This is a genomic window from Flavihumibacter profundi, from assembly GCF_020076305.1.
In the GTDB taxonomy this organism is placed as follows: domain Bacteria; phylum Bacteroidota; class Bacteroidia; order Chitinophagales; family Chitinophagaceae; genus Flavihumibacter; species Flavihumibacter profundi.
In genome coordinates this window covers 2078974-2104199 of the sequence record NZ_JAIQXE010000001.1, presented here as the reverse complement: position 1 = coordinate 2104199, position 25226 = coordinate 2078974, and the positions used below count along the sequence as shown (strand labels likewise).

At 42.9% G+C, this 25226-nt stretch carries 22 protein-coding genes, 1 tRNA gene and 1 riboswitch; of the genes, 14 read left to right on the top strand and 9 right to left on the bottom strand.

Annotated elements, in window-relative coordinates; all coding sequences use genetic code 11:
* Positions 1 to 375: 375 nt before the first annotated feature.
* Positions 376 to 1035: a response regulator transcription factor gene (locus LAQ65_RS09080; RefSeq protein WP_224116637.1), complete on the top strand. Its 660-nt coding sequence runs from the start codon at positions 376 to 378 to the stop codon at positions 1033 to 1035.
* Here the strand turns inward: LAQ65_RS09080 and LAQ65_RS09075 are convergent.
* Complete coding sequence (locus LAQ65_RS09075; RefSeq protein ID WP_224116636.1) at positions 997 to 1833, bottom strand: sensor histidine kinase; 837 nt, start codon at positions 1831 to 1833, stop codon at positions 997 to 999. The two genes, LAQ65_RS09080 and LAQ65_RS09075, sit on opposite strands and share 39 nt — an antisense overlap.
* 834 nt (positions 1834 to 2667) lie before the next feature.
* Positions 2668 to 3867: a 4-hydroxy-3-methylbut-2-enyl diphosphate reductase gene (locus tag LAQ65_RS09070; RefSeq protein WP_224116635.1), complete on the bottom strand. Its 1200-nt coding sequence runs from the start codon at positions 3865 to 3867 to the stop codon at positions 2668 to 2670.
* A gap of 197 nt (positions 3868 to 4064) precedes the next feature.
* Between LAQ65_RS09070 and LAQ65_RS09065 the strand changes: the two genes are divergently transcribed.
* Positions 4065 to 4229: a hypothetical protein gene (locus LAQ65_RS09065; RefSeq protein WP_224116634.1), complete on the top strand. Its 165-nt coding sequence runs from the start codon at positions 4065 to 4067 to the stop codon at positions 4227 to 4229.
* Positions 4230 to 4280: 51 nt separating this feature from the next.
* On the opposite strand, the gene LAQ65_RS09060 is transcribed toward LAQ65_RS09065, so the two are convergent.
* Positions 4281 to 4640 (bottom strand): LytR/AlgR family response regulator transcription factor, encoded by a 360-nt coding sequence (locus tag LAQ65_RS09060; RefSeq protein ID WP_224116633.1) that lies wholly within the window; start codon positions 4638 to 4640, stop codon positions 4281 to 4283.
* A 375-nt stretch (positions 4641 to 5015) separates the two neighbouring features.
* Here LAQ65_RS09060 and LAQ65_RS09055 point away from each other — a divergent pair, with 375 nt between their 5' ends.
* Positions 5016 to 5585 (top strand): hypothetical protein, encoded by a 570-nt coding sequence (locus LAQ65_RS09055; RefSeq protein ID WP_224116632.1) that lies wholly within the window; start codon positions 5016 to 5018, stop codon positions 5583 to 5585.
* Positions 5586 to 5673: 88 nt separating this feature from the next.
* Here LAQ65_RS09055 and LAQ65_RS09050 read toward each other — a convergent pair whose 3' ends face one another.
* From LAQ65_RS09050 to LAQ65_RS09035, 4 genes are all read right to left on the bottom strand, one after another.
* Complete coding sequence (locus LAQ65_RS09050) at positions 5674 to 6366, bottom strand: LytR/AlgR family response regulator transcription factor (protein ID WP_224116631.1); 693 nt, start codon at positions 6364 to 6366, stop codon at positions 5674 to 5676.
* A gap of 1 nt (position 6367) precedes the next feature.
* The gene (locus LAQ65_RS09045; protein ID WP_224116630.1) at positions 6368 to 7921 is read right to left on the bottom strand and encodes a sensor histidine kinase; all 1554 of its coding nucleotides are present in this window, start codon (positions 7919 to 7921) and stop codon (positions 6368 to 6370) included.
* Positions 7922 to 8080: 159 nt separating this feature from the next.
* Complete coding sequence (locus LAQ65_RS09040; RefSeq protein ID WP_224116629.1) at positions 8081 to 9571, bottom strand: trypsin-like peptidase domain-containing protein; 1491 nt, start codon at positions 9569 to 9571, stop codon at positions 8081 to 8083.
* 168 nt (positions 9572 to 9739) lie between these two features.
* A complete protein-coding gene (locus LAQ65_RS09035; protein ID WP_224116628.1) occupies positions 9740 to 10747 on the bottom strand; it encodes an acyl-CoA reductase in 1008 nt (335 codons plus the stop codon).
* Positions 10748 to 10805: 58 nt separating this feature from the next.
* Between LAQ65_RS09035 and LAQ65_RS09030 the strand changes: the two genes are divergently transcribed.
* The 4 genes from LAQ65_RS09030 (at position 10806) to LAQ65_RS09015 (ending at position 13510) form a co-directional block, all read left to right on the top strand.
* Positions 10806 to 11153, top strand: a complete 348-nt coding sequence (locus LAQ65_RS09030) for a 4Fe-4S dicluster domain-containing protein (protein ID WP_224116627.1) — start codon at positions 10806 to 10808, stop codon at positions 11151 to 11153.
* A 165-nt stretch (positions 11154 to 11318) separates the two neighbouring features.
* Complete coding sequence (locus LAQ65_RS09025; RefSeq protein ID WP_224116626.1) at positions 11319 to 12311, top strand: D-alanine--D-alanine ligase; 993 nt, start codon at positions 11319 to 11321, stop codon at positions 12309 to 12311.
* A gap of 43 nt (positions 12312 to 12354) precedes the next feature.
* Entirely contained in the window at positions 12355 to 13176 is an 822-nt protein-coding gene (locus tag LAQ65_RS09020; protein WP_224116625.1) for a PASTA domain-containing protein, read from the top strand.
* A gap of 16 nt (positions 13177 to 13192) precedes the next feature.
* Positions 13193 to 13510, top strand: a complete 318-nt coding sequence (locus LAQ65_RS09015; protein WP_224116624.1) for a rhodanese-like domain-containing protein — start codon at positions 13193 to 13195, stop codon at positions 13508 to 13510.
* Positions 13511 to 13736: 226 nt separating this feature from the next.
* On the opposite strand, the gene LAQ65_RS09010 is transcribed toward LAQ65_RS09015, so the two are convergent.
* Complete coding sequence (locus LAQ65_RS09010) at positions 13737 to 16082, bottom strand: TonB-dependent receptor (protein ID WP_224116623.1); 2346 nt, start codon at positions 16080 to 16082, stop codon at positions 13737 to 13739.
* A 61-nt stretch (positions 16083 to 16143) separates the two neighbouring features.
* Positions 16144 to 16257, bottom strand: a riboswitch (TPP riboswitch).
* Between the two features lie 108 nt (positions 16258 to 16365).
* Here LAQ65_RS09010 and LAQ65_RS09005 point away from each other — a divergent pair.
* The 7 genes from LAQ65_RS09005 (at position 16366) to LAQ65_RS08975 (ending at position 23008) form a co-directional block, all read left to right on the top strand.
* Positions 16366 to 17085: a head GIN domain-containing protein gene (locus tag LAQ65_RS09005; RefSeq protein ID WP_224116622.1), complete on the top strand. Its 720-nt coding sequence runs from the start codon at positions 16366 to 16368 to the stop codon at positions 17083 to 17085.
* Positions 17086 to 17103: 18 nt separating this feature from the next.
* Complete coding sequence (locus LAQ65_RS09000; RefSeq protein ID WP_224116621.1) at positions 17104 to 17823, top strand: head GIN domain-containing protein; 720 nt, start codon at positions 17104 to 17106, stop codon at positions 17821 to 17823.
* A 110-nt stretch (positions 17824 to 17933) separates the two neighbouring features.
* Positions 17934 to 18008, top strand: a tRNA-Met gene (locus tag LAQ65_RS08995).
* Between the two features lie 229 nt (positions 18009 to 18237).
* Positions 18238 to 19107, top strand: a complete 870-nt coding sequence (gene era, locus LAQ65_RS08990; protein ID WP_224116620.1) for a GTPase Era — start codon at positions 18238 to 18240, stop codon at positions 19105 to 19107.
* Between the two features lie 62 nt (positions 19108 to 19169).
* Positions 19170 to 20483 carry a ribosome biogenesis GTPase Der gene (gene der, locus LAQ65_RS08985; protein ID WP_317196992.1) on the top strand — a complete coding sequence of 438 codons (1314 nt, stop codon included), beginning with the start codon at positions 19170 to 19172 and terminating at the stop codon, positions 20481 to 20483.
* A 97-nt stretch (positions 20484 to 20580) separates the two neighbouring features.
* Entirely contained in the window at positions 20581 to 20772 is a 192-nt protein-coding gene (locus LAQ65_RS08980; protein WP_224116619.1) for a hypothetical protein, read from the top strand.
* Between the two features lie 160 nt (positions 20773 to 20932).
* Positions 20933 to 23008 carry a T9SS type A sorting domain-containing protein gene (locus tag LAQ65_RS08975; protein WP_224116618.1) on the top strand — a complete coding sequence of 692 codons (2076 nt, stop codon included), beginning with the start codon at positions 20933 to 20935 and terminating at the stop codon, positions 23006 to 23008.
* Here LAQ65_RS08975 and LAQ65_RS08970 read toward each other — a convergent pair.
* Positions 22997 to 25192, bottom strand: coding sequence for a DUF4954 family protein (locus tag LAQ65_RS08970; RefSeq protein ID WP_224116617.1), 2196 nt, complete (start codon positions 25190 to 25192; stop codon positions 22997 to 22999). The two genes, LAQ65_RS08975 and LAQ65_RS08970, sit on opposite strands and share 12 nt — an antisense overlap.
* Between the last annotated feature and the right edge of the window lie 34 nt (positions 25193 to 25226).

Genomic DNA, 25226 nt, shown 5'->3' with positions numbered 1-25226 from the left:
TTTGGCTGTAATTCAATACCATAGTGGATTTACGAAGAAAAGTATAGTAAAGATACGAAGTAAAAATAAGTAAAAATACGTTATAAAAACCGTATAATTACTATCTATGTTTTTGTAAGTTTACGATTTTAATAATAAAAAAAATAGATATTAGGGGCGATTGGGTAGAATAGAGGGAATTATTCTATTTGTCAAAAGCTTTAATTTTTTGATTTATTTGATGATTTGGCATAGTATTTTCCACTTATATCACGTATTTAAGAAAGGAACTTAGGTTTAGAATTACTGAAAAAATCGAGTGGAAATACGATATTGTAATCTTATACGTTAATATTCAACCAAAACTGAACATCCTAATAAAAACTACCCAAACCCATGAGCGCTGAGTTAAGTATCAAGGTTAGTCTGGCCGATGATCATAAAATCTTTCGTGACGGCATAAAAATGGCCCTGAAGGGGAAAGAATACCTGAAAATCTTATGGGAAGCTGAAGATGGTCGTGATTTGATGCACAAAATGCAACTCAAAAAGCCTGATGTTTTATTAATGGATATCAGGATGCCTGAAGTTGATGGTGTAAATGCTATTGGTATGCTCCGGAAGGAATATGATGATGTAAGGATTATTGTGCTTACAATGTATGATGACCAGGAGATGATAACTAAGATGATGGAGATGGGTGCAAATGCCTACTTAACAAAAACTTCTGACCCCGAAGAAATTTACCAGGCAATCCTGGCCTGTATGAATGAGGATTTTTATTTTAATGATCTCGTTAATAAAGCGGTCTTATCCAAGCTGCAGACAAAAAAAACTGTCCGTCAATTTTATCCCAATCCCATAAAGTTTTCCGAAAAGGAAACCCGGATTTTAAAACTTCTGGCTGAAGATAAAACCACAGAAGAAATATCCAAGGAAGTTTTTTTAAGCCCAAGAACAATTGAAACGATACGGCAGAACATGAAATCAAAGGTTGGCGCAAAAACTATTGCTGGATTAATTATGTATGGGATGCGAAATAAAATTATTGATTGAATCCTTCTGATTTGTCATAATTGGTATTTCGAAAACTAATACTGTACCTTGTTCTAATTTGGAATTAATAATCATTTTACCGTTTACTAATTCAATTCTTTTTTTCATGTTTTTAAGCCCTTGGTGGACAAAATTTTCAGACTCAAAAAATTTTGTATAATCAAACCCTTTGCCATTATCCGTAATGGTCAATAATAGATTTTGATTTAATAGCTCTAGTTCAATTTTTATTTTAGATGCCTTTCCATGAATTATTGAATTACGTAATGATTCTTGAAAAATTCTATATATTATTAACTGCAAATCCGGATTTAAGGCTGGTACATTACATCTTAGATCTGTTTCAATTTCAATTAAATTTATTTTATTCAATCTTTCGGTTTCAATTTCAATAGATCTGAATAAACCTACTTCATTTAGAATTTCCGCACTTAAACTTCTTGAAATATTTGTCAATTCCCCAATAGCTGTAGTTATAAGGTCCTTTGCTATTTGTATTCTATTTTCATTATTACTTGTGTTGTCAATTGAGTTTAAGTTCAATTTTGACAGAGTCAATAATTGGTTAACATTATCATGAATTTCTCTTGAAATATTCTGGATTGTTTCTTCATAAACTTCTATTCTAGTACTTAATATTCGCTTTTCATTTTCTATTTGATTAAGCATCATATTGTTTGTAAACTCAATTTGTCTATTATTATAAAGTTTAATTAAATGAAGTATAAAAATTGAAAAAACTATTAGAATAAATATAGATCCCATAACAATGATGAGTAATATTGTGGTAGGCGACATTTCATTTTTTTTGAAATTGGAGAAAATATTTCTTAGGATTCTGTAACGTGAGTTTTCGAGGTTTTAACTTCTATATTAATTTGAGTTTGATTTTACTAAAAAAAATGAACGAATAAATAATATATACATAATCATATTTAAAATGGTGAATATTATAAGCAAGTTTAGATCAACTTTAATGTGTAGGTCCCAATTACCCCAGGACCATATGACCAATTCTGAAATCCAGATTGGAATTGTTGTTGAATAGCATAAGAGAAGACCAAGAATTATCCAAAAATGGCTAGTGTTTATTAATTTACAATTAGACTGTTTTGTGAAAACCCATTGAAAGTAAAGAAATACATAATAGGTTATATATATATTGCTTACAAGAAGAGGTATTTCATGTATGTTTTTTAATAATATAGACGATATGATTGGACAAGTTAGGCAAATGATTATTGGGATAATTATTGTCTTCCTTTTTGAGATAATTTCTGAGATATAGTATGACAGAAAAAATATTTCGCACCAACTAAAAATAACTGTAGATAACCAAAATGAACTAAAATAAATTTTAATATAATATTGATAAATCGTAAATGCCATTACTGGAATGTCGATTAAACAAAATATTAATATAAATTTTCGCTCAGGGCTTTTTTTATTCCAAAGTAGAAATATCCCAAAGCAACATGTTATTATTATTACAATAAATTGTACTACTTGAATTTTCTGATATAGCTCCATTGATTTCGAAGTAATGTTTATTTAAATTTAAATAACTCAATTACTTCCCGCAAGGGTGTTTTCACCCTTTTTAGCCTCTAAACTGTAATCAGAACCTCATAATCATTGGATTGCCACGCCTTTCACCTCGGCCAATCGTTTGATTACTTCCTCTACAACTGCATCAGGGCAGGAAGCGCCGCTGGTTAGCAGGATATTTATTGGAGATTTTTCAGGAAGGAATTTGCCTGTGATTAGTTCAGCCTTTGTATGGAAATTGAAATGGAGAATTTCTTCAGCAGATATGATCTTTTCCGCATTGCTTATAAAATAGGTTGGAAGCTTTTCTTCGCAAAGTTCCACCAGGTGCGTAGTATTTGAAGAGTTGTAGCCACCAACTACAATTGCCAGGTCGGCTGGAGTTTCAAGCATCCTGGTAACTGCTGTCTGGTTGTCACTGGTGGCATAACATAAAGTATCGCGTGTGTCGGCAAATCTTTCCCCAATGCTGGATGCCGTTAGTCCATAATGTTTCATGACCAGCGCTTTCAGGTATTCTGCGATTGCCTGCGTATCACTCGCCAGTTGCGTGGTCTGGTTGACTACACCAAATCGCTCCAGGTCGCGGGTAATATCAAACCCCTTGGAATATTTCCCCTTAAATGTTTCATAAAAACTTTCCGGTGCATGTTCCCCGGTAATGTATTGCCCCAGGATTTTTGCATCCTGCATGTCATTTACAATCACAACCGGTGCATTGGCTGCAGCATGTGAAAAGGTTGCCCTGGTTTCTTCGTGCATGGGCTTTCCGTGAATTACTATGCTGTATCCTTTGGCAGCAATCTGCTCACTCCGGTTCCAAACCTTCTCCACAAATGGGCAGGTCGTATTATATTTTTCTGTCTGAATCCCTTTTTCCCGAAGCATTTGTTCTATAGCCAGGGTGGTTCCAAAAGCTGGTATTACTACTATATCTTCAGGTGTAACATCGTCAAAAGAAATCAACTGCTTTCCGTAAGTGTCTTGTAAAAACCGAACCCCATAAGACTGGAGATCGGCATTTACCTGTGGGTTATGGATCATTTCACTTAACAGGAAAATCCGTTTGCCGGGGTTCTCTTCCACTGTACGAAAAGCGATTTCGATAGCATTTTCAACCCCATAGCAGAAACCAAAGTGCCGGGCCAGGTAAATTTTTACAGCACCTAAATCCAGCATGGTCGGGGAAAAATCCTTTTTTAACCGGTCTTCCTGTTTCCGTTTATTCTTGATGGCTGATATTATAGGGCTCCGGTATTTAACCGGCACTTCAAATTGTTTCATTACTGGTTAGTTGTGTAATCTCTCTTTAACAGCTGCAAATGTACTTTGTTTGTTACGTAAGGAAGTGGGTGTGTGATTATCTTATTTTCACCAAAAACCAGAGTATACTGCAGAAACTGCCGCTGGCTCTGCTGGCATTTACTTTGTTATCCACTAATAAACAAGCTGCTAAATTGAAACCTGGTAATTCTGCAACCATGAGTACTTTGTTTTTTGCACCTCCTGGTTGGAACCATACTACCAATATTTATGAAGTGAACTTGCGGCAATATACTGCAGAAGGCATTTTTGCACCAACCGCCCTGAGTTTGAAAAGTATGGTAATGCTGCAAAGACCAACCATGATCATAATAACAGCTTAACTGCCTGGGGATACCAGGTGTATGCCAGGAATACTCATTAATCTGGTGATGCTATCCTATTTCGTTATCGGTTTCCCCGTCTTCCCCAAGCATTTTTAATCGACTGATCAAATTCGCATAATAACTTTTTGTGACCGGCAGGTTGTCTTCTTTATTTTGACTAAAATATACATTCTCTTTATCGATGACATGGATCTTTTCGATGGCTACTGCATAATACCGATGGATCTGTACAAAGCCTTTATCCTTCAATTGTTTCATGGCCGTTTCAAGTGAAATGCGCACCACGTGTTTTCCTTCGGGGGTATAAAATTTCACATAATTCTTAGCCGTTTCCAGGGCGAAAACTTCATCGAGGTCGATCCTTTGCAAGGTGCCATTGTTCCGGTAGAAATAGATTGATTTTGTCATATTGATCGGTTAAGTTTTTTTAGCCTGATCCATGTGCCAACCATGTGCCAACCATGTGCTTTCCTGCGTAAAATAGGCATTTTTCACATGGATGGCACATGGATGGCACATGGTCCGGACTTCTTTCAACGGCTGCGAATACATGCTTTATGCCCCCTCAAAAACCGGTACGTCCCTGATTTCTCTATATCCGGTACCGGAAATGAGTATAGCCAGTACCAAAGACTGAAAAACTATTTTCTGGCTAATTATTTTTGGTTGTTGTTATTGCTGAGGAGCATCACATAAGCTGAAACGGGAGTTGTGACCCGCCAGGCTTCCTTCTGCAGCAAACACAAAAAACCCAATTTTTATTAAAAACTAAAAAACAAAAAAATGGCCAGAGTTACAAAAAATGCGCTTGTAAATGGAGCGCGTGGAAATGTAGGTAAACAATTCGTTTACAAAAAAAGGGGGAAGAACACGCACATCGCGCTGATGCCCACCATCGACAAAAACACAGTCCCCACCGAAAACCAGGTCAGGGTACGTGACAAATTTGCGGATGCTTCGGCTTATGCTACAGGTGCAATGGCTTCGCCCGAGTTGAAAGCAGAGTATGAAAGAAAAGCCCCGTCGGGCAAAACCGCCCATAACATGGCCTTCAGGGATGCCCTGAAAGCGCCGGTTGTGAAAGGTATCGACCCGGGAAAATATGCCGGACTTCCGGGAGCATTGATTGAGATTAATGCAAAAGATGATTTCCGTGTGGCCAGTGTCTTTGTTAGCATTCGCACGGCCACCGGCGAATTGGTGGAAGAAGGTAATGCCATCCTGAATCCCATCCACCGCAACAGGTGGGGATATACGACGGTAAAGGAAAACCCGTTGGTGGCTGGCTGCAGTATCAGTGCCACGGCCAGGGATATCCCAGGCAACGAGGGGAAATTGGACATTACCCTGTAAAAAAAGTAATCCCCCGGAGGCTAGCGCCGGGGGATTTCTTTTCATGGCAGTTGTATTGATAATTTGCTGGTGGGTAATCTTTCATGATTTAGCGGGTTATTTTTTCTATTTCAGTGAGGTATGCCGGTCCAATTGGCAATTCTGTTATGTTGGTCCACACCGATTTGCGGTCTATTTTTTGGATGTGTTGTTTTGCGACAATATAGGATCTGTGTATTCTGATGAATGCTGATTTTGGCAATATCTCTTCAGCTTCACCCATGGTTAGCCTTGAGGCAATCTTCTTGTTGTCCAATACAAATTGAACATAGTTACCGCTGCCTTCTGCATACAGGATATCAGCCAGCAGGATGCGGATCTGCTCATAGCCGCTTTTGATAAAAATATAATCGGGCTTTTTATTCTCTTCTGTTTGCCTTGCCCTGCGGCCATCTGCTTCATAAGCTTTGTTGCAGGCTTTCAGGAACCGGACCATTGAAAAAGGTTTTAGCAGGTAATCTATCGCGTCGAGTTCAAAACTTTCCACAGCATGTTCGCTATATGCAGTAGTGAATATGACCATTGGGGGATTGGCTAAGGATTTCAGGAAATCAATACCTGTGATGTCGGGCATTTTAATATCAAGGAAGACCAGGTCAACCGGATTTTTTTTCAGGAAATCCATCGCTTCAAAGGCATTGGCGAAGTAAGCAAGTACATCAACAAAACTTACTTTTTCCGTCATGCTTTTCACGACTTCCAGGGCCAGGGGCTCATCGTCCAGCACAATTGCTTTTAGCATACTAATGTATTGATGAGGTTTCTTTGATCAATAGCCTGGCGATAAATTCACGGGCATCCTGGTGGATATACAATTCATGCCTGTTGGGATAGATCAGGTTGAGTCTTTCCCTGACATTGGCCAATCCAATTCCTGAGGCATCATTATCCTGGATGGTGTCCCTGTTTTTATGCAAGCTGTTCTTCACTTCAAAATAGATGGTGTTATCCCCGCATTCCAGTCGTATATGAATCCATGATTTTTCCTGGTGACTGATACCATGTTTAAAAGCATTCTCCACTAAGGGGATCAATAGCATGGGGGCGATTTGCTGCCTGCAATTGGTTTCTTCAAGATTATCTTCGATGAGGATGCCTGGTGAGGTCTGCAGGCGAAGTTTTTGCAGGTCAATATAGTTGGACAGGTATTCCGTTTCTTTTTGCATGGAAATAAAGTCCTTATTATTTTCATGAAGTACGAAGCGCATCATGTCGCCCAGTTTTTGAATGCCATTGGCAGTAAGTTCGGATTTCTCCATCAATGCCGTTCCATACAAGGTATTCAGCGCATTGAACAAAAAATGCGGATTGATCTGTGCGCGCAGGAATTGCAGGTCAGCTGTTGAATTGGCCAACTCGGCCCGGATTCCCCGAAGTGCTAATAAGTTGTCTTTCCTTAATTGGTAGAGTACCCAAAAAATTGGTGTAACTATAAAAACAAATGCACCCCAGGTCCTCAAAAACATTGCCAGCCGCTCATCATCACCATCAAAGACAAACCAAAAAGGGATGGAGCAGCAGAATGCAGCCAGCAATAACCTGGTTAATACCGGTTTGCTGCGGAACTTCCTGTCTGCCTTAAATGGGAAAAGCCAGAATGTAGTATAGATATAAAATAGCAGTCCGGCGATTCCCGTAAATAGCAGCCGGATAAATGTAATATGCAATGGATTGATAAAAGAGATGATGATCAGGTAAATGGAAATGATCAGGGTAATATTGTTCGCCATTAAGATCCGGTAGTCCTTTTGGGGGCCATCCCTTTCAATGCGGGAAATGGCCAGCTCCCGTAAGATCCCGAAGGATAATATGGTCAGTACAATGCCTAAAGCCCTTTGGAAGCCGAAGAAGATATCTGTCAGCGGCTGGTCGTTATAGCCAAGCAGGGCCAGGAGCCCGTATTCCGCGTAATTAAAGAAATCCGGCCGCCCAAAATAGGAAAAAAGATTAGCGCCCAGTGCTAGTAAGAAACTAAAAGTGATCACCAGGGCGAATGCCCGGGCAATACTTGCAGATAATATTTTTTCAATTTCATTGAACGAGATCTTGCGTAATAAGGGAATCAACAGCTTGTTAATGGCCAGGTATGTGCAGTAGAAAAGTACAACAGATCCGACCTTGGGCAATAATACATTCCAGCCATAATTGAAGTCCAGGGCTGCCTGGCTGAACCTTTCCGTTAATTGCCTGATGTCTTCATAACCGGCGTGGTATGCATTCATCAGTATATTAATGACCTGGACGACCGCTAAAATCGTTATCAAAAGTAATTCATGTTCCCGCCACCTGATTTTCATACCTGTTAATTTTCACCAAAGCTAGCGAGCCTTCGGTGGCTGTTTTTGGATATGTGATTAAACCAGCCATAAATGTGATGAAAACGCTTGAAAGTGGTGTAATAAAAAAGCTACCGGCTATTTTAACCGGTAGCTTTTATAGAAGATTATTCGTCCTTGCTATTCGCTGATTTTCATCGGATACCTGAACACGCCCTCATAACCCGGGTACATGCCATCAAGGGTTACGGAATTTCCGGCTTTCTCCATTTCGGCCTGGAACTGTTCAACGCTGGTCACTTCTTTTCCATTCACTTTAAGGATAACGAATCCTTCTTCCATACGGGTTTTGCTAAAGGCACCATTTTCATCGATACCTTTTACCATTACACCGCCTTTGATGCCCATTTCCTTAGCCATTTTACTATCGATTGTGGCCAGGTCGGCACCCAGTTTATCAATGACGGTAGTTTTAACTACATCTGTGTTTCCGCTGCTGTTTCGCAAAACCACGTCACTGGTATAATTGCGGCCATCCCTGTGGTAAACGATTTTTATTTTATCGCCGGGGCGGTAGGTAGCAATCTGGCCAACCATTTCAGCGCCTGATTTTACGGGGATGTTATTGATTTGTGTAATGAAATCGCCTTTGCGGATACCAGAAGCAGCGGCAGCGCCGTCTTTGGTTACATCCAGCACATAAACGCCCTCGCCGTCTTTGATACCTTCCTGTTTTTTCACTTCATCACTCAGGTTGTCCGGGGCATAATTAATACCCAGGTAAGCCCTTTGAACAGTGCCAAATTTCATTAGGTCAGCTACGATTTTCTTTACCACGTTAACCGGGATGGTAAAGGAATAACCTGCATATGACCCGGTAGGGGAAGCGATGGCAGAGTTGATACCGATTAACTGTCCGGATGTATTAATTAATGGACCTCCACTGTTACCGGGGTTAACGGCAGCATCGGTCTGTATGAAAGATTCAATCGGGCTTTTGCTTTGCCGGCGGTTGATATCGAGGGTGCGGCTTTTTGCACTCACGATACCAGCAGTTACAGTGGCTTCCAGGTTCAGGGGATAACCAACCGCAAGTACCCACTGGCCAACTTTTACTTCATCGGAATTACCGTAAAGCAGGAAAGGAAGGTTTTTTGCATCAATTTTGATCACAGCCAGGTCGCTGCTCGGGTCGGCACCAACCAGCTTTGCTTTGAAAGTCTTTTTATCGGCCAGGTTAACGGTTATTTCATCTGCGCCGTCTACAACGTGGTTGTTGGTGACGATATAACCATCCTGGCTGATGATTGCGCCTGATCCTGAAGCCATCTGCGGAAGACTGCGGGGTGCCATGCCTTCGTCCCAGTCGAAACCAAACAGGTCGAACAAGGGACTGCGTTTTGGCAGGTTATTGCTGGCGGTACGGGTCGCCTTTGTTTTAATGTGTACAGTAGCGGGGATTGATGTGCTTGCTGCGTCGGTAAAATCGGTAGGGGTGCCATTGATGCCGTCAAAAAATCCGGCATAATTGGCAGGGATGTGGTTGGTGTTACTATCAGAAGCCCGGTAAGTATACACATCATTGCTTACATATTTATTGTAAGCCCACATACTTCCAACTGATGTAACCGCACTGACAAGAATTACGGGTACAATTTGCTGCAGTTTCATATGATTAATCCTTTTTTGTTCTTTAATAAGTCAAAGCTTGTGCCTAACCTGTTACAATTTAACGAAGGCGACATCTTTTCAGTTCACCGAACCGGGAGTTTAACAATAGTTTTACTAAGGTCTTCGTAGATGCCACCTAAAAGTACTTCAATTCCTGCTTTTATGACATCAGCGATTTAATTCCTGCAAAAATGCCATTGTATTTACACCGTCGGCATAATCTTCCCAATCAGGGCTTTGCGCCTTGCCAAAGGGAAGCTGACCGTGTCCAACGATACATTGGACTGAATTATTGTTGGAAAGTTCAATCAGCGCCTTTTCTTTATCAGCATAAAATTCATAGTTCAGTTGGCTGATCGGTGAAAACAACGAACTGTTTTCTGAAAGAAGGACTGATCCATTGGTCATATAGTATTGTTTATTGAGCAGGTGGATGGCCAGCTGGTAGTCGTAATTATGCTTGTATTTGCCATGTTCGCTGAAGTAGCTGTATTTCCGCATGGCTTCGAGCATAGGAACAAAATCGTATCCGGAAGGCACATAAATTTTGGTCACGTTGCGGCACCCCAGCCCGAAATAAAGGTGGGTATCATCAGCCAGGCTGGTTAGTTCGTCAGCAGATTCCTCCCCGGTTAAAATAGCAACGGAAGTACGGTTGCGCCGGATAATACTTGGGAAACGCCGGAAATAATAGTCGAAATACCGGGCACTGTTGTCGCTGCCGGTGGCGATATAAGCGTCGCAGCCTTTCAGCATTTCTGCGAAGCCGGTATTACTTTGTATGGTCGGCTCCCATTCGGAAAGCTTCCCAAGCAGGTGTTGGAAAAGGATATTGTCTTTGGAAGAAAGTTTTACCAGCGAGTTATGGCCGCTCAGGAAAATGCAAAGCCAGTCGTGGAATCCGACCAGGGGTATATTGCCGGCCATAACGATACCGACGGAGGTAGTTTTTTGGGGAATATCTGTTAATTGGTATTTTTTTGCAATTTCGTACAGGGCTTGCTCCGAAAGGAAGCATGTGGCAATATTTCCGGCAGCGGCATCAATAAATTCGGGGGTAAACCATCCGTTATACTGGCTCGCACTTAGTTTGGCGGCCTGCCATTCGGGACTATTATTCCTAATATATTTGCTTAGTTCAATCAATAAATCAATCCGGTGTTGTAAATTCAACATGTCCCTATAAATTTGTATGCAAGTTAATTCATAAAAAACCCATTAAAAATTTGTACTGATGGCTATTAAAATAACCGAAGAATGTATCAATTGCGGGGCCTGTGAGCCCGAGTGTCCTAATAATGCCATTTATGAAGGTGGTGTAGAATGGGCCTTAAGCGATGGTACAACGGTGAAAGGCAGTTTCACCCTGCTGGACGGATCCGTTTTGGATGCAGATAAGCGGAATGCCCCGGTAAGTGTAGATACCTATTATATTGTACCCAATAAATGCACGGAATGCCAGGGTTTTCATGAGGAACCACAATGCGCGGCGGTTTGCCCTGTAGACTGTTGCGTTCCTGACGAAATGTATGTGGAAACGGTAGAACAGCTGATGGCAAAAAAAGAGCGTTTGCACGTCTGATTTTTTTGGCCGATTGTTTGCAGGAAAGGAATGAAAATTGTACCTTAACTGTACAGAAGTTTAACAGTAGCGAGAGCTACTTCGTATAGGTGGGTGATATTTCCCACTATGTAACAGGTGAAGGAATAGCTCCTTCACCTTTTTTTTAAAACCAAGTCTACCAATATGCATGCGAGACCCATCATCGCCTTTATAACCGGGGGGTATTCCGGTGAGGCAGAGATCTCCTACAAAAGCGCTATTACCATCGAAAAAAATATTGACACTTCTAAGTTTGAAGTATACAAAATTGATATCCGTAAGGACGGCTGGTTGTATACACATGCTGATGGAGGGCTGTATATGATTGACAAAAATGATTTCAGCCTTTTAATAAACGGTAACAAAATTTATTTTGATGCTGTGCTGGTTGGTATCCATGGAACCCCAGGCGAGGATGGGAAATTACAGGGGTATTTCGACATGCTGGGGATTCCATATACAAGTTGTGATGCAGCTACATCGGCGCTTACCTTTAACAAACGGTATACTGTAGCCGTAGCGGCATTTGCGGGAATTCATGTGGCAAAGTCTTTGCACCTCTTTAAGGACAGGCCCGTTGATGCTGCTGTTATCGCAGCGCAATTACATTTTCCGGTATTTGTAAAACCTAATAACGGGGGGAGTAGTATCGGTATGAGTAAGGTTAAAAGTGGTGATGACCTTGAAGCTGCACTGGCAAAGGCTTTCATGGAAGATGACCAGGTCCTGGTAGAAGAATTCATCTCAGGCCGCGAGTTTACGATTGGTGTATTTCGCAGTAAGGGTAAGATTATAACCCTCCCTTTTACTGAAGTGATTGCTAAAAATGAGTTCTTCGATTTTGAAGCCAAGTACCATGGCAAAAGTGAAGAAATCACCCCTGCCATGGTTGACGAAGCCATTGCTGAAAAGGTGAGGTCGGCTGCCCTTAAGGTTTACCAGGTTTTTAATTGCCGGGGTATTGTACGGATCGACTTTATTTATAATGAAGCCAGGGGTGAACCTTTTATGCTGGAGATCAATACGGTACCCGGACAAAGCGAAGCCAGTATTGTACCCCAGCAGGTAAAAGCGATGGGCTGGACTTTAAAGGACTTCTATTCAGCTTTAATAGAAGATGCCCTGGAACATAAATAATTTTCGTTTTCTTTGAATCCATTCCCAAAATAAAATTGATCAAGTGCTCGCATCTATTTCTAAAAAACCGCTTTGGGTCAACCTGCTGATTGCTATTGGCCTTGTAGCCCTCCTGGCCTTATTGTTTTTCGGGACCCTTGATTTTTTTACCCGCCATGGAGAGGTCATTGCAGTGCCTTCGGTAACAGGCAAATCTTTTGATCAGGCGAAGAAGGAGTTAGAAGCCCAAGGCTTTGAAGTAGTCATCCAGGATTCGGTTTACCGCGATACAATCGCTGCGCTTGCTGTGGTGAAACAATTTCCTGAAGCGGAAGCCAGCGTGAAAGTTAACCGTACAGTTTACCTTACGGTGAACAGGGCTGTGGCGCCCGAAGTGGTAATGCCAAACCTTGTTGGGATGAGTTTAAGGAATGCAGCAATCATATTGCGGCAATTCGGATTGAAATTGGGCGACACTACATATCGCCCGGATTTTGCCAAGAATTCTATACTCAGCCAACTGATGAACAGTAAGGAAATTAAACCGGGTACCAAGCTTCCGATGGGTACACCCATATCGTTGGTGCTGGGAAGCGGCTTGTCTGATATTGATATGTCAGTTCCTGATTTATTCGGTATGACCTATGGGGAAGCTGCATCCTTCTTAAGTACCACTGGTATTAGTTTCGGCGCTAAAGTGCTGGATCCTGATGTGAAGGATACTTCCAGTGCTTATATTTACCGGCAAAGTCCCGATCGCAACACGCCCGATTTCAGGGTAAACCGGATCAGGCAGGGTCAGATGATTGATGTTTGGTTAAGTGCCAAAAAACCGCAGCGGGATACTACCAACCGCAATATAAGTCCAGTCGAAAACAACTTTTAATTTTAAAATTACAATTATGGAAATTATTACTGTAGATGAACTAAAAGCGCGTATGGATGCGGGTGAGCATCTCCACATAATTGATGTGCGTGAACCGGAGGAATATGCTGATTTTAATATTGGCGCACTGCTGGTGCCATTAGGTAAGATCCAGGCGATGCAGATCGACGAGCTGGATGGCCTTCAGAATGAAGAGTTGATTATCCATTGCCGCAGTGGTAAAAGAAGCATGACTGCCTGTATGTTCCTGGAGACAATGGGCTTTAAAAATACCAAAAACCTTGAAGGCGGTATGCTTGCCTGGCAGGAGAAATTTGGTGCGACCAAAAAATAGGTGAACAGGTCAACACTCCTTTATTGACCTATCCACCTATTTACGTTTCCTTGCTATTTCCCGCCTGCATAGAAAAAGAACAGGAAGAACAGCAGAATGAAAATCACATTCATTACAATGGTTTTCTTCATCGGTTATGGATGATTTGACATTTTTTATCCATCAAAATGATGCCAAACCCGACTTATCCACATAGGATTAATACATGGATTTTTACGAACTGTTATTATAACCGGATATTTACGGCTGCCATACAGTTGATTCCTGCCATTGGGTATACGTAATTCTCCGTATTTGTGGTTTTGTTGTAGATGTAACTAAACGTATATCCATTTGGTTCGTACAGTTTATTGAACAGGTTGTTCACCTGGAAAATGAAATTGATTTCGTGCAACAGTTTCTCTTTAACGGTATAGCGTAATCGAAGGTCCTGCACATAAAATGCATTAAGGCTTCTTTGCGTGTTGGAGGTATTGTCGAGGAATTGGCGGCCGACATACTTCCCGATAAGGGCGATTTCACCCTGGCGGATAGGAATGAAACTGGCTGTAGCCCCTGCGATAAATGCCGGTGAAAAAGAAATATCTGTTTTATGGTATTGATTTATTTTCTGGCCACCTTCGTCATAATCATCAAGGTATTCCTTAAAATCCAGTACTTTATTTTCACTAAGTGTCATATTACCGCTTAACTGCATCCATTCCACCGGGCGTATGCTGCCCTGTAGTTCAACGCCCAGCCGGTAGCTGCGATCAATATTTGTGCGCGTATAGGCACCAACATCATTCAGCTTTCCTGTTAATACAAGCTGATCATGATAATTCATGTAATATAAATTGGCGCTCCAGTTTGTTGTTGCTCTTCTGTGTTCAACCCCGAATTCATAATCATTCAGTGTTTCTTTTTTGGGCTGGTGGTTCAGGTCCGCTTCAAAATCATCGCGGTTGGGCTCTTTACTCGCTGCGGAAAATGAGCCAAATACAGTCCAGTAGTTTTTACTATAGCTTATGCCCGCTTTGGGATTCAGGAAATTGTAGGTATTGCTGACCAAAAGGCTGGGATTGTCCTCGAAGCCATTGATATCATATTTCACCCTTCTGTACTGGAGGTCAAGGAATGTTTGCCAATGGCCAAAAACCTGTTGTTGCCATTTGCCATAAAAACTGAGGTCGGTTTTCAGGGCATCGAGGTCATACCACTTATAGTTATCGGGAATGCCGGCGCCGGCCCAGATGATTTTACCGTAATGCCGGCCTTTATACTGGTTATAGCCGCCGCCAAATGTCAATTGGGTGCCTTTATTTTTATAGTGCAGTGAATAAATGCCACCATAGTAATAATTGTCGAGCCACAGTTGCCGCACCAGGTCTGTGTTTTCAAGTGTGGTATCGCCGAAAACCGGGTTTGGAAGTCCATAATCGGCATAAGCCTGGCCTGCTTTGTATTCTTCATAGTATCCACGGCCCCTGGACAGGAAGGCAGCTGTGTTCAGGGAAAGTTTGTCAGTGAAAGCATGGTTGAAAAACAGCTGGTAATGGTCCTGCTGGTAATTGTCGGTTTGGTTTTCGTATGGTTTACCGGGTTTTTCAGTACCGGCGCTATTGCAGGTACGGCAATTTTCCAGGTCGGACTGTAATACCCCATTCCATACCTGGTAGGTCTTTTCCTTCCCTGAAAATATATTCAGGCGAAGGCTTGATTTTTTTGAGAGGTAGGCACCTGAAAGATAGAAGGAGCCAAGGTTTGAATTCGCACGGTCCATGTAGCCATCGCTGCTGATGCGCGAAAGCCGGGCATCTATGGTAAAATGGTTATTGATCAGTCCGCTGCCGGCTTTAACCGTATTCTTCCAGGTATTGAAAGAGCCATAACTATTGTTTAGTTCACCATATGGTGATTCGTTGAATTCATTGGTTCCCAGGCTAAGGGTTGCACCGAATGCACCGGCACCGTTACTCGAAGTGCCAACGCCCCGCTGGATTTGGATGCTGTTTACTGAAGAGGCAAAATCTGGAAGGTCGACAAAGTAAAGGCCCTGGCTTTCTGCATCGTTATAAGGGATGCCGTTCAGGGTCATGTTGATCCTGGTTGCGTCTGTGCCACGGATTCGGATACCGGTATAGCCAACCCCGTTGCCGGCGTCTGAATTGACCACTACTGAAGGTGTTTGGTTCAGCAGGAAAGGCAGGTCCTGGCCCAGGTTTTGTTTTTCAATGTCTTTTGCCGTTAGGTTGGTCCTGGCAAATGGGGCTTTGTCACCCGCCCTCATCGCTTTCACTTCAACGGGCTGAAGGAAAAGGTTAAGCCTTTCAAGCAGGATGGTATCCTGGCCGGCAAGGGCAAGTTTGTTGGTGCGATAGCCAATACAGCTAACTGCCAGTTTGCTGGCGCCAATGGGCAGCAGGATCCTGCCATCCTGGTCAGCAACCATGCTGGTGCCATCTGTCAGTTCAATAGTGGCACCCGCAAGAGGCTGCCTGGTTTGGGCGTCTGAAACAATGATCCGGCGTTGTTGCGCCAGGAGGGGAAATACAGTCATTAAAGCGCAAATCCCCAAAAACAATTTTTTCATGTTGTTACATTAATTTGAAAAAATGATTTGAGAGAAATGCTGCGAAAGCAAAAGGAGGAATAGAATATCCGGCCACCTTCCCTGCGCAGGCATTACCCTGTCCAGGTTCTACGGGTATTATCTCAGCATCTGAAAAGTTATTGTTACCATTCCAGCAGCACCCCGAGGAAACTGTTTCGATTACTTTGGTAATCGAAAAGCAAAAATAAAGGCATTTTTTCCTAATTACTGTAACATTTTGTAATTGGTGCCCGTCACACCTTCATAACCTAAAAGAAATACAATGAAAAAAATATTGACGATCGCATTTTTATTGCTGGCCACGGCGGGTGTACGGGCCCAAACGACAACGGTGAATGATCCAAACGCACGTGTGCGTGAGGTTGGTGCATTTACTGGTGTGAAGGTATCTGCGGGCATTGAATTGTTGTTGCAGCAGGGTGATAAGGATGCCGTTGCCGTGAGTTGTAGCCGTCCGGAATACCAGGACAGGATCAAGACTGTTGTGGAAGGAGGCGTGTTGAAAATTTCTATTGATAATGTTTATAGTGATTCGCATTGGCGCAGGAATGTAAAGTTCAAAGCGTATGTTTCAATCCGGCAGCTGGATAAATTGTCGGCCTCATCCGGTTCAACAGTAAAAACCGGGGCGGTGGTAAATGTAAACAAGCTGGATATAGACTGCAGTTCCGGCGCAATCATTGAAGCAGAATTTAAAGGGCAGAGTATTAGTGTAGACAATAGCAGCGGGGCAATAACCACATTGAAAGGCAATGTAGAAATGCTTGAAGTAGAAGCCAGCAGCGGCGCTATTTTCAAAGGCTTTGACCTTTCCTCTACCAATTGCTCTGCAGATGCCAGCAGCGGCGGAATGATAAATACTACAGTTACCAAGGAATTAAATGCCGAAGCCAGCAGTGGTGGTATGATTGATTACAAAGGTGGTGCAGTGATCCGTAAATTACATACCAGCAGTGGTGGTAGCGTGAAATCAAATAGTTGATCTTTTTAAACAGTTTATATGAAAAAAATAATCGTATTCGGGTTGGTTGTCCTGGCTGGTTTGACCGCAAATGCACAAAAGTTTGTCGTAAATGATGCCAATGCCGTTGCCAGGCAGGTTAATGAGTTTTCGGGTGTTCATGTATCCAGTGCAATTGATTTATATATTTCCCAGGGTAATGAAATTGGCGTAGCCGTGAGTTCAACAGATACAAAAGTGCGTGACCGGATTATGACTGAAGTAAAAGACGGGGTTTTGAATATCTGGTTTGATGGCAAAGGCTGGAATGACTGGAAGGGAAATAAGCATATGAAGGCTTATGTATCTGTAAAAACCCTTGAAATGATTAAGGCTGATGGCGCCTGTGATGTGAAGTTTATGGGTAAGGTTAAGGCAGAAAGGTTATCCATTGACCTGAGCGGTGCCAGTGATTTGTCGGGTGAGTTGGAATGCAATAACCTGGATATGGATGTTTCCGGGGCAAGTGACACCAAACTCAGTGGTAATGTAGGCAATGTATCTGTTAAGCTAAGCGGTGCCAGTTCTATAAAAGGCTGGGGACTGGTTGCTGAGAATTGTGATATTGACGCCAGTGGTGCATCATCCATAAACGTTATTGTAAATAAGGAAATGAAAGTAAAGGCCAATGGTGCCAGTGATGTTAACTATAAGGGAAATGGCGTAATCAGGGAAATGAAATCGAGCGGGGCAAGTAGTATCAACAGAAAGGATGGATGAATAAAATAGTGTACATCTTTGAAAGTCCCGCCAGCCGGGACTTTCCCATTTAATGCATGTAAATGATCAGATTTATTTGGAATGGAAGCCCCGGCCTATTACCTTTGCATCGCGAAGTAGAGCAGCGGTAGCTCGTCGGGCTCATAACCCGAAGGTCCCAGGTTCGATCCCTGGCTTCGCAACCAAAGAAAGCAGAAATAATGGAATTCCATATTTCTGCTTTTTCTTTTTCAACGCAAGATAAAGCGTTGATAACAAGCCGCTAACCCGGGAAGAAGTGAATCATTTCCTTATCCGGCTGATTTGGCCTACCTTTGCGCTCTTTATTATGCTAATGGCGGCAATGCCACGCGGCAGAATCTGACTACCTCCTGTATTCTTTAGCGTATGAATTGTTGCCAGCAAACACTAAAGATGAAAGCAGGATTTGTAAATATTTTCGGAAAGCCTAACGCGGGTAAGAGCACTTTGCTGAATGCGTTTATGGGAGAGAAACTGGCAATTGTTTCCCCAAAAGTGCAAACAACCCGTCACCGTATCAAAGGCATATTGTCAGAGCCTGGTTACCAGGTAATTTTTTCCGATACTCCCGGTATAATTGAGCCAAAGTACAGGCTGCATGAAAAAATGATGCAGGCTGTAAAAGGCGCATTGGAAGATGCTGACCTGGCCTTGTTACTGGTGGATATTTATGACGACTGGGCTGAAAGCGATGCGATTTTTTCCTCGCTCCGCCTGAGGATGCCTGCGCTACTGGTTTTGAATAAGATCGATGGCCTCACTAAAAGCAGGCTGGAAGAAGCGCGCCAATTTTTTACAGGCAAGCCATATGTAAAGGAAGTCGTAGCAGTTTCAGCCCTGAAAAAAGAAGGCATAGATGAATTGCTGCAGAAAATAATTTCCCTGTTGCCGGAAGGGGAACCATTCTTTGATGAAGACAACCTAACTGACCTGCCTACCCGCTTTTTTGTGGGAGAGCTGATCCGGGAACAGATATTCCAGTTATACCAGGATGAAATTCCCTACCATACTGCTGTATTGGTGCAGGAGTTTAAGGAGAAATCGACCCTGGTAAAGATTATGGCTGATATCATTGTGCAGCGTGATACCCAGAAAGGGATTGTGTTAGGGGAGAAAGGCAAAATGATAAGGGAATTAGGCACACGATCCCGGATAGAAATTGAGAAATTCCTGGGGCAAAAAGTGTTTTTGGAACTCTTTGTAAAAGTGCGGCCGAAATGGCGGGATAATGATTTGCATTTGCGGGAGTATGGGTATAATTAGGGTAAGCGGTGAGCGGTGAGCGGTAAGAGAAGAAAAATTTAGAAATAACAAACCATTGTAATATGGCTGGATATACAGTTGCCATTGTTGGCAGGCCGAATGTGGGAAAGAGTACTTTTTTCAATCGTTTGCTCGAACAGAGAAAAGCTATTGTAGATGACATAAGTGGTGTAACGCGTGATCGCCAGTATGGCGTGGCAGAATGGACCGGCAAGACTTTCAACGTGATTGACACCGGTGGATTCGTACCCCGCAGTAATGACGTATTTGAACAGGAGATCAAAAAGCAGGTATTGATTGCACTTGACGAAGCAGATGCGCTCATCTTTATGACGGATACCTCTACCGGTATTACCGACCTTGACGAAGCCATGGCAGATGTATTAAGGCGTTCAACAAAACCTGTTTACCTGGTGGTGAACAAGGTGGATAATAACCAGCGCCTGCTGGAAGCATCAGAGTTCTATAGCCTTGGGTTTGAGCATATATTTTTCTTGTCTGCCATCAGCGGAAGCGGCACAGGGGAATTACTGGACGCTGTTGTAGAGAAAATTCCTGAAGACCGCTATGCGGAAAACGAAGGAGAAGGCATTCCGAAATTTGCCATTATCGGTCAGCCAAATGTAGGTAAATCGTCATTGTTAAATGCACTGGTAGGCCAGGAACGGACCATCGTAAGTGATATAGCAGGGACCACACGGGATACCATCCATACCCATTATAACCTCTTCCAGAAGGAATTTATACTCATTGATACAGCAGGCATAAGACGCAAGCAAAAAGTGAACGAAGACCTCGAGTTTTATTCAGTGATCAGGGCTATAAAGGCCATGGATGAAGCCGATGTGTGCCTTATAGTTTTAGACGCTGAAAAAGGGATTGCAGCCCAGGACCTCACCATTTTCAGCCTTGCAGCAAAAAAAGGAAAGGGGATCGTGATATTGGTTAACAAATGGGACCTGATGGAGAAATCCACCAATACTGCCAGGGATTATGAGAAGAAACTGAAGGAAAGGCTTGCGCCATTTACTGATGTGCCTGTTTTATTCATTTCTGCGAAAGACAAGACGAGGATATTCAAAGCTATTGAAATAGGGCTGGAAGTTGTGGAAAACAGGAAGCGCAAGATACCTACTTCACAACTGAATGATACCATGCTTAAAGCTATTTCAGCTTACCATCCGCCGGTTGTAAGGGGAAACCCGGTGAGCATTAAATATGTGACACAATTGCCTACTGTAGTGCCTTCATTCGCATTTTTTTGTAATTACCCTGATGATGTAAAAGCGCCTTACAGGAACTACCTTGAAAACCAGCTAAGGGAAAATTTCAACTTCAAAGGAGTGCCGGTGCGGATATTTTTCCGAAAAAAATAGGCCGGAGGCTAAAAAAATGGCCTGGAATTTGTTTTGTTGGGAAAAATGTGTAATTTTGCACGCGGAAAAAACAAACCGCATAAAAAACATAACAATCATGAAAAAAGTATTTGCTGTTCTGGCTATCGCCGCTACAATCGCTGCTTGTAACAATTCTGCTTCTACAACTGAAGCTAAAGTTGATTCTACTGCTGCTGCAGTAGTTGATACAGCTGCTGCTGTTGTTGATACAGCTGCTGCAAAAATCGATTCTACAGTTAAAGCTGCTGTTGATACCCTGAAGAAGTAATTGCTTCTTTCGTTATCATAACTTCTTGCAAGAAGGCCCCTTTCCAAACGAAAGGGGTTTTTTATTGCACATAGGCCAACCGTTTTTTCACCCATACCTGCATTGGCGCTTGCTTCCGCTTATTTTGCTTTGTACTTTGTGCCAGGCAAAAAAGTGAAGTATGAATTGCAGATGTTTGGTGTTGCTTTGCCTGCTTTCTTTGGAAGCAGGTGCAGAAATCAGGTGGACCGGTGTTACCGGAAACGGGCTTTGGGCTGATCCCGGGAATTGGGAGAATGGTATCCTGCCGGGGAATGCTGATGATGTTATTCTTGATAACAGTTTACTGGCAGCAGATTACACAGTACGCCTGCCCGATTTTGCAGTTACCGTCCGGTCGCTCCAGGTTGTTCCCGGCCCATTTAATGCAATAATCGCAGAGCTGCCGATTACCAACCTGGTAAGCAGTGCGTCGGGCAGCCTTGCAGAACGTGCATTAACAACCACCGGAAACGGGTATTCCTTAATTATTGGAAGGGGTGCAGTATTTATAAATGCATCGGGAAGCAGTAGCGGTTATTCATTGAGGTTGAATGATTCCCTGCGGGTAGACAATGGCGGCACGTATATTCATCGTACGAGAACCGGGCATGCTGAACTGGTGCAATTCCTGAGCAGGAAAACCGGGACAGAAAATGGTGTTTTCCGTTTTGAAAATACTGATGCGGCATCAATTGTTTCCCTGAGCGGAAGGGTGTATGGCAGCCTGCAATTGTCTGCCGCGGCTACCGCGAATGGAACAACCACTTATTCTGCTTCAGGAACCAACCCGGTTATAATAAGAGGTGACCTGGCGTTAGAACAGGGTGTTTCTTTTGCTATTAACCTAGACGACACGATAATGGTTTCGGGAAACCTTGTCATGAACAATGCTGTTTTTAATATGGCCAGTGGCAACCGGTCTTCAGTACTACAACTTGCAGGGGATTGGCTGCAAACAGGAGGGGCAATTGCAGAAACCAACCTCCAGCAAAAAACCGGGACGATTCTCCTGCAGGGTTCGGCATTGCAAAAAATACAATGCACCGGGGGTGTTACCGATAGTATCATTGTTGTGCTCAAAAATAAGGCAGGTGCTATACTGCAAAACCCGTTGAGCCTCCCTTATATACTTAAACTTGATGAGGGAATTCTAACTACCAGTACGACACAATTACTGACAATTGGCGCGCGAGGGGTTGTAAAAGCTGATTCATCAATACTATCCAGTTATATCAATGGACCAATAAAGAAAATAGGGCTTGCAAACAGCTACTTTTTATTTCCTGTTGGCAGGAATGGTTCCCTTCGCTGGTTATCCCTGCAAAATGCAAGTGGAGACATTACCGCAGAATATCACCCTGGATCAGCTTATGCTATTGGTAATACACTTGACCCTGCTCTGGATCATATTTCAAAACTTGAATACTGGTCATTGCTGGGCGAATCGGCAACAGTAGCGCATGTTGGTTTATCCTTTAATAATGAACTCAGTGGCGGCGTATCTGACCTGGCCAGTTTGCGGGTTGCGGCATGGAGTGGCGGTCAATGGAATGATGCGGGTAACCAGGCAACAACAGGCGCTGCTTCTGGGGACGGTTCTGTTGTAAGCATTTTGTTGAATGGTGTAGGTGTATCCGGGAAATTTTTCACACTGGCCAGTTCCAGCAGCTTAACAAATGTATTGCCTGTTTTAATGGAGATGCAATGGATGGACCAGAAGCTGGATCGCTGGTTTTGTAATTGGAAAGTGGATGGTAATCCGGAAGCCGACTATTTTGCAATTGAACTATCAGGAAATGGTTTGTCATATAATACAGTTGCCGAGGTAAAGGCCATCCGTAACCAGCAACTGTACCAGCAGGTTATTCCCGCTATGTGGAAGTCCGGGTTTTGCCGCATCCGTGTTATTAACCGCCAGGGATCTGCGATGCATGGGGATGTGATGCGTTTTGGACAAAGCTATCCTGATGTGCAGGAAGTATCTGTGCTTCATCCCGCAGGAACAAATTTTATCCAGTTTAATTCAGATAGGGAACGGGTTGTGGCCATGCAATTGCTTGACCAGGGCGGAAGAATAATTGTCCGGGATAACCTTCGGTTGCACCCCGGTGTTACAGGTTATACCTTATCCGGGATTTCATTACCACCGGGTATTTATTTTTTGCAACTGAAGGATAAGCAAGGTCAGGTTCAGGTTAAAAAATTATTTTTTTAAAAGCGTAGTCACCATTTTCTTATAATTCCTGAATGATTTCTGCTCTTCCAGTATAAAGCTGTTTTGGTCGAGCTTGCCTACTACTGCATCCATTTCCTCCGGATTATTATATACCATCAGGCGGAATGGATTCTGGTAGTCTTTTTCCCTGGACTCGAAGATCAGGTCTGTAATTTCCTTACGGAAGCTGATACTCTCTTCAAGCAGTTGAACGACCTTGTTTTTATTTTTCGAAAGGTCTTCGCCATGAATTGTCTTGTATATGGCCAGGGCATGGGCCAGCTTCTGATCACCATATCCCGCGGATTGTTTTTTGTAAAAAGCATGCAGGGCATCCCAGCTGTTCAGGCTGCCTTTTTTAATTTGTGCAAGGCAGGCATTCACAGCATCCTTTTCGATCAACTGGCCACCTATGTTTTCCCATTCTTTGGGTTTGCCGGCCATTGGAAGTTTGTTGCATAGTTTTAAAACACTTGAAAAAGCATGCCTTTGCTGGAAATGTAAAATTTCTTTAGCAGCATAGTGGTCCAGCAGGCTAAGGTACCATCGGTAACCCATAGCGGCTTTTAAAACTATAACCGGGCGGCTGCTGTTTTCTGCTCCGTGTAGTTCGATATTAAGTTGGGCAATCGCATCATCACCTGCTTCAAGCAGGGCTTTCCCTTTTTTCCTGGCAACTGGTTCCGATACCTCCTTGCCTGAAGAACGATAGTAGGCCTCACCAGTAATTTTTTCCAACAGGGCAACAGCTCTTACCATTTCATTCGCTGTATCAGGCGCCAGGTAATCAAATTCCAGGTGTTGGGTTTTGTCAATGCGGTTATCGCGGTCAACATATTTCCACGCGTTCCTGGCCAGGGCATACATATTGTACTGGAACCAATAACCGGGCATAATAACAAGCCGGTCATTGGCTGCATCATTACTGATTAGTGAAAAAGGCAGTTCAATATTTAGTTCGGCAGGGTAGTCGCCTTTTGCAAGAATGGCAAAAGAAGCGAATTTTGAATTGTGTTTAAGGCTTACACACAGGCCTGGCCAGAAGCCCCTTCCGGCAATCAGTTCTCCGTCTGCACTTCGTGAATTATGGTTGGAACCAATGGTTGCTCCTGCAGCCATATTGCTTTGTCCCATTACCAGTGCTGCACATAAGAATGAATTATTGTGGTGTTGTTCATGAGCCGGGAAGATTAAGGAATTCAAAACTTCACAGCAGGAGATGGTGGCATTGTTTCCCAGGTAAGAGTTAATAAGGCGGGCGCCGTATTTAAGTTGTGAGTGGGATGCCATCACAAACCTTACTGCCTTAACCCCGTAGAAGACCCTGCAGCCAACACCAATGATTCCATTCACCAGTTCGCATCCTTCACCGATTTGTGTGCGGGCATCAGGAATGGAATGAATAGTTACATTTTTTATTTTGTTTGCTCCTTTAATGTAAGCATCCTGTCCGATCCAGGTATCTTTTAGTATACGGCTGTTTTTAACAACTGTGCGATCACCTATCATTCCATAATAACCCCGCCTTGTGTCAAAGCGACTGGCAGTAAAATCAATAAATTTTTGTTGTAGGGATTTGTCATTCCGGTTTCGGCTCCATAAATAAGCATCGCCGGCCAGCATGCCATCAAATGGCAGGATACTGCGGCCTCCGTTTTCATTGCATACTTCCAGCCAGATCCGTACTTTCTCATCTTCTCCTTCCTTTATTATGCCATTGCCGAATTTGGAATGGCTTGTGGTTGCCAGTTCATTGACGTTGACGAGCATCACTTCATTCCCAATAATATAATGCGCCATGTAATTCACATTATCAACCACAACGTTGTCACCAAAATCGCAACTGATAATAGTACTGTTGTATAAGCCAACTGCCATGCGGAGGTTGTTGAATTCCATGCAATAGGGTTCCAGTTTCCCTATGCGTACAAGTCCAAAGAATTTACAATTCTTTACGAGCTCCGGATTAAAAGCATCCGACACTAAAATTTTATTCCAGTCGTCACTCTGGTTGCGGTTGCGTACCAGCACCTCAATTTCGTACGCGCTTAATTGCCGGTAGCTGATACCACTCTTATTCTGCTGGTTACGCAGGTAGTATTCGTTTTTCCCTGCAGGAAGATAAGGGGCGGGAATAAAATCATAACCCAGGGCCTGCAATGGGCTTTTTCGTATAAGGTTCATACAACTACAATGGTTTAGTGAAGCGGATTCAACC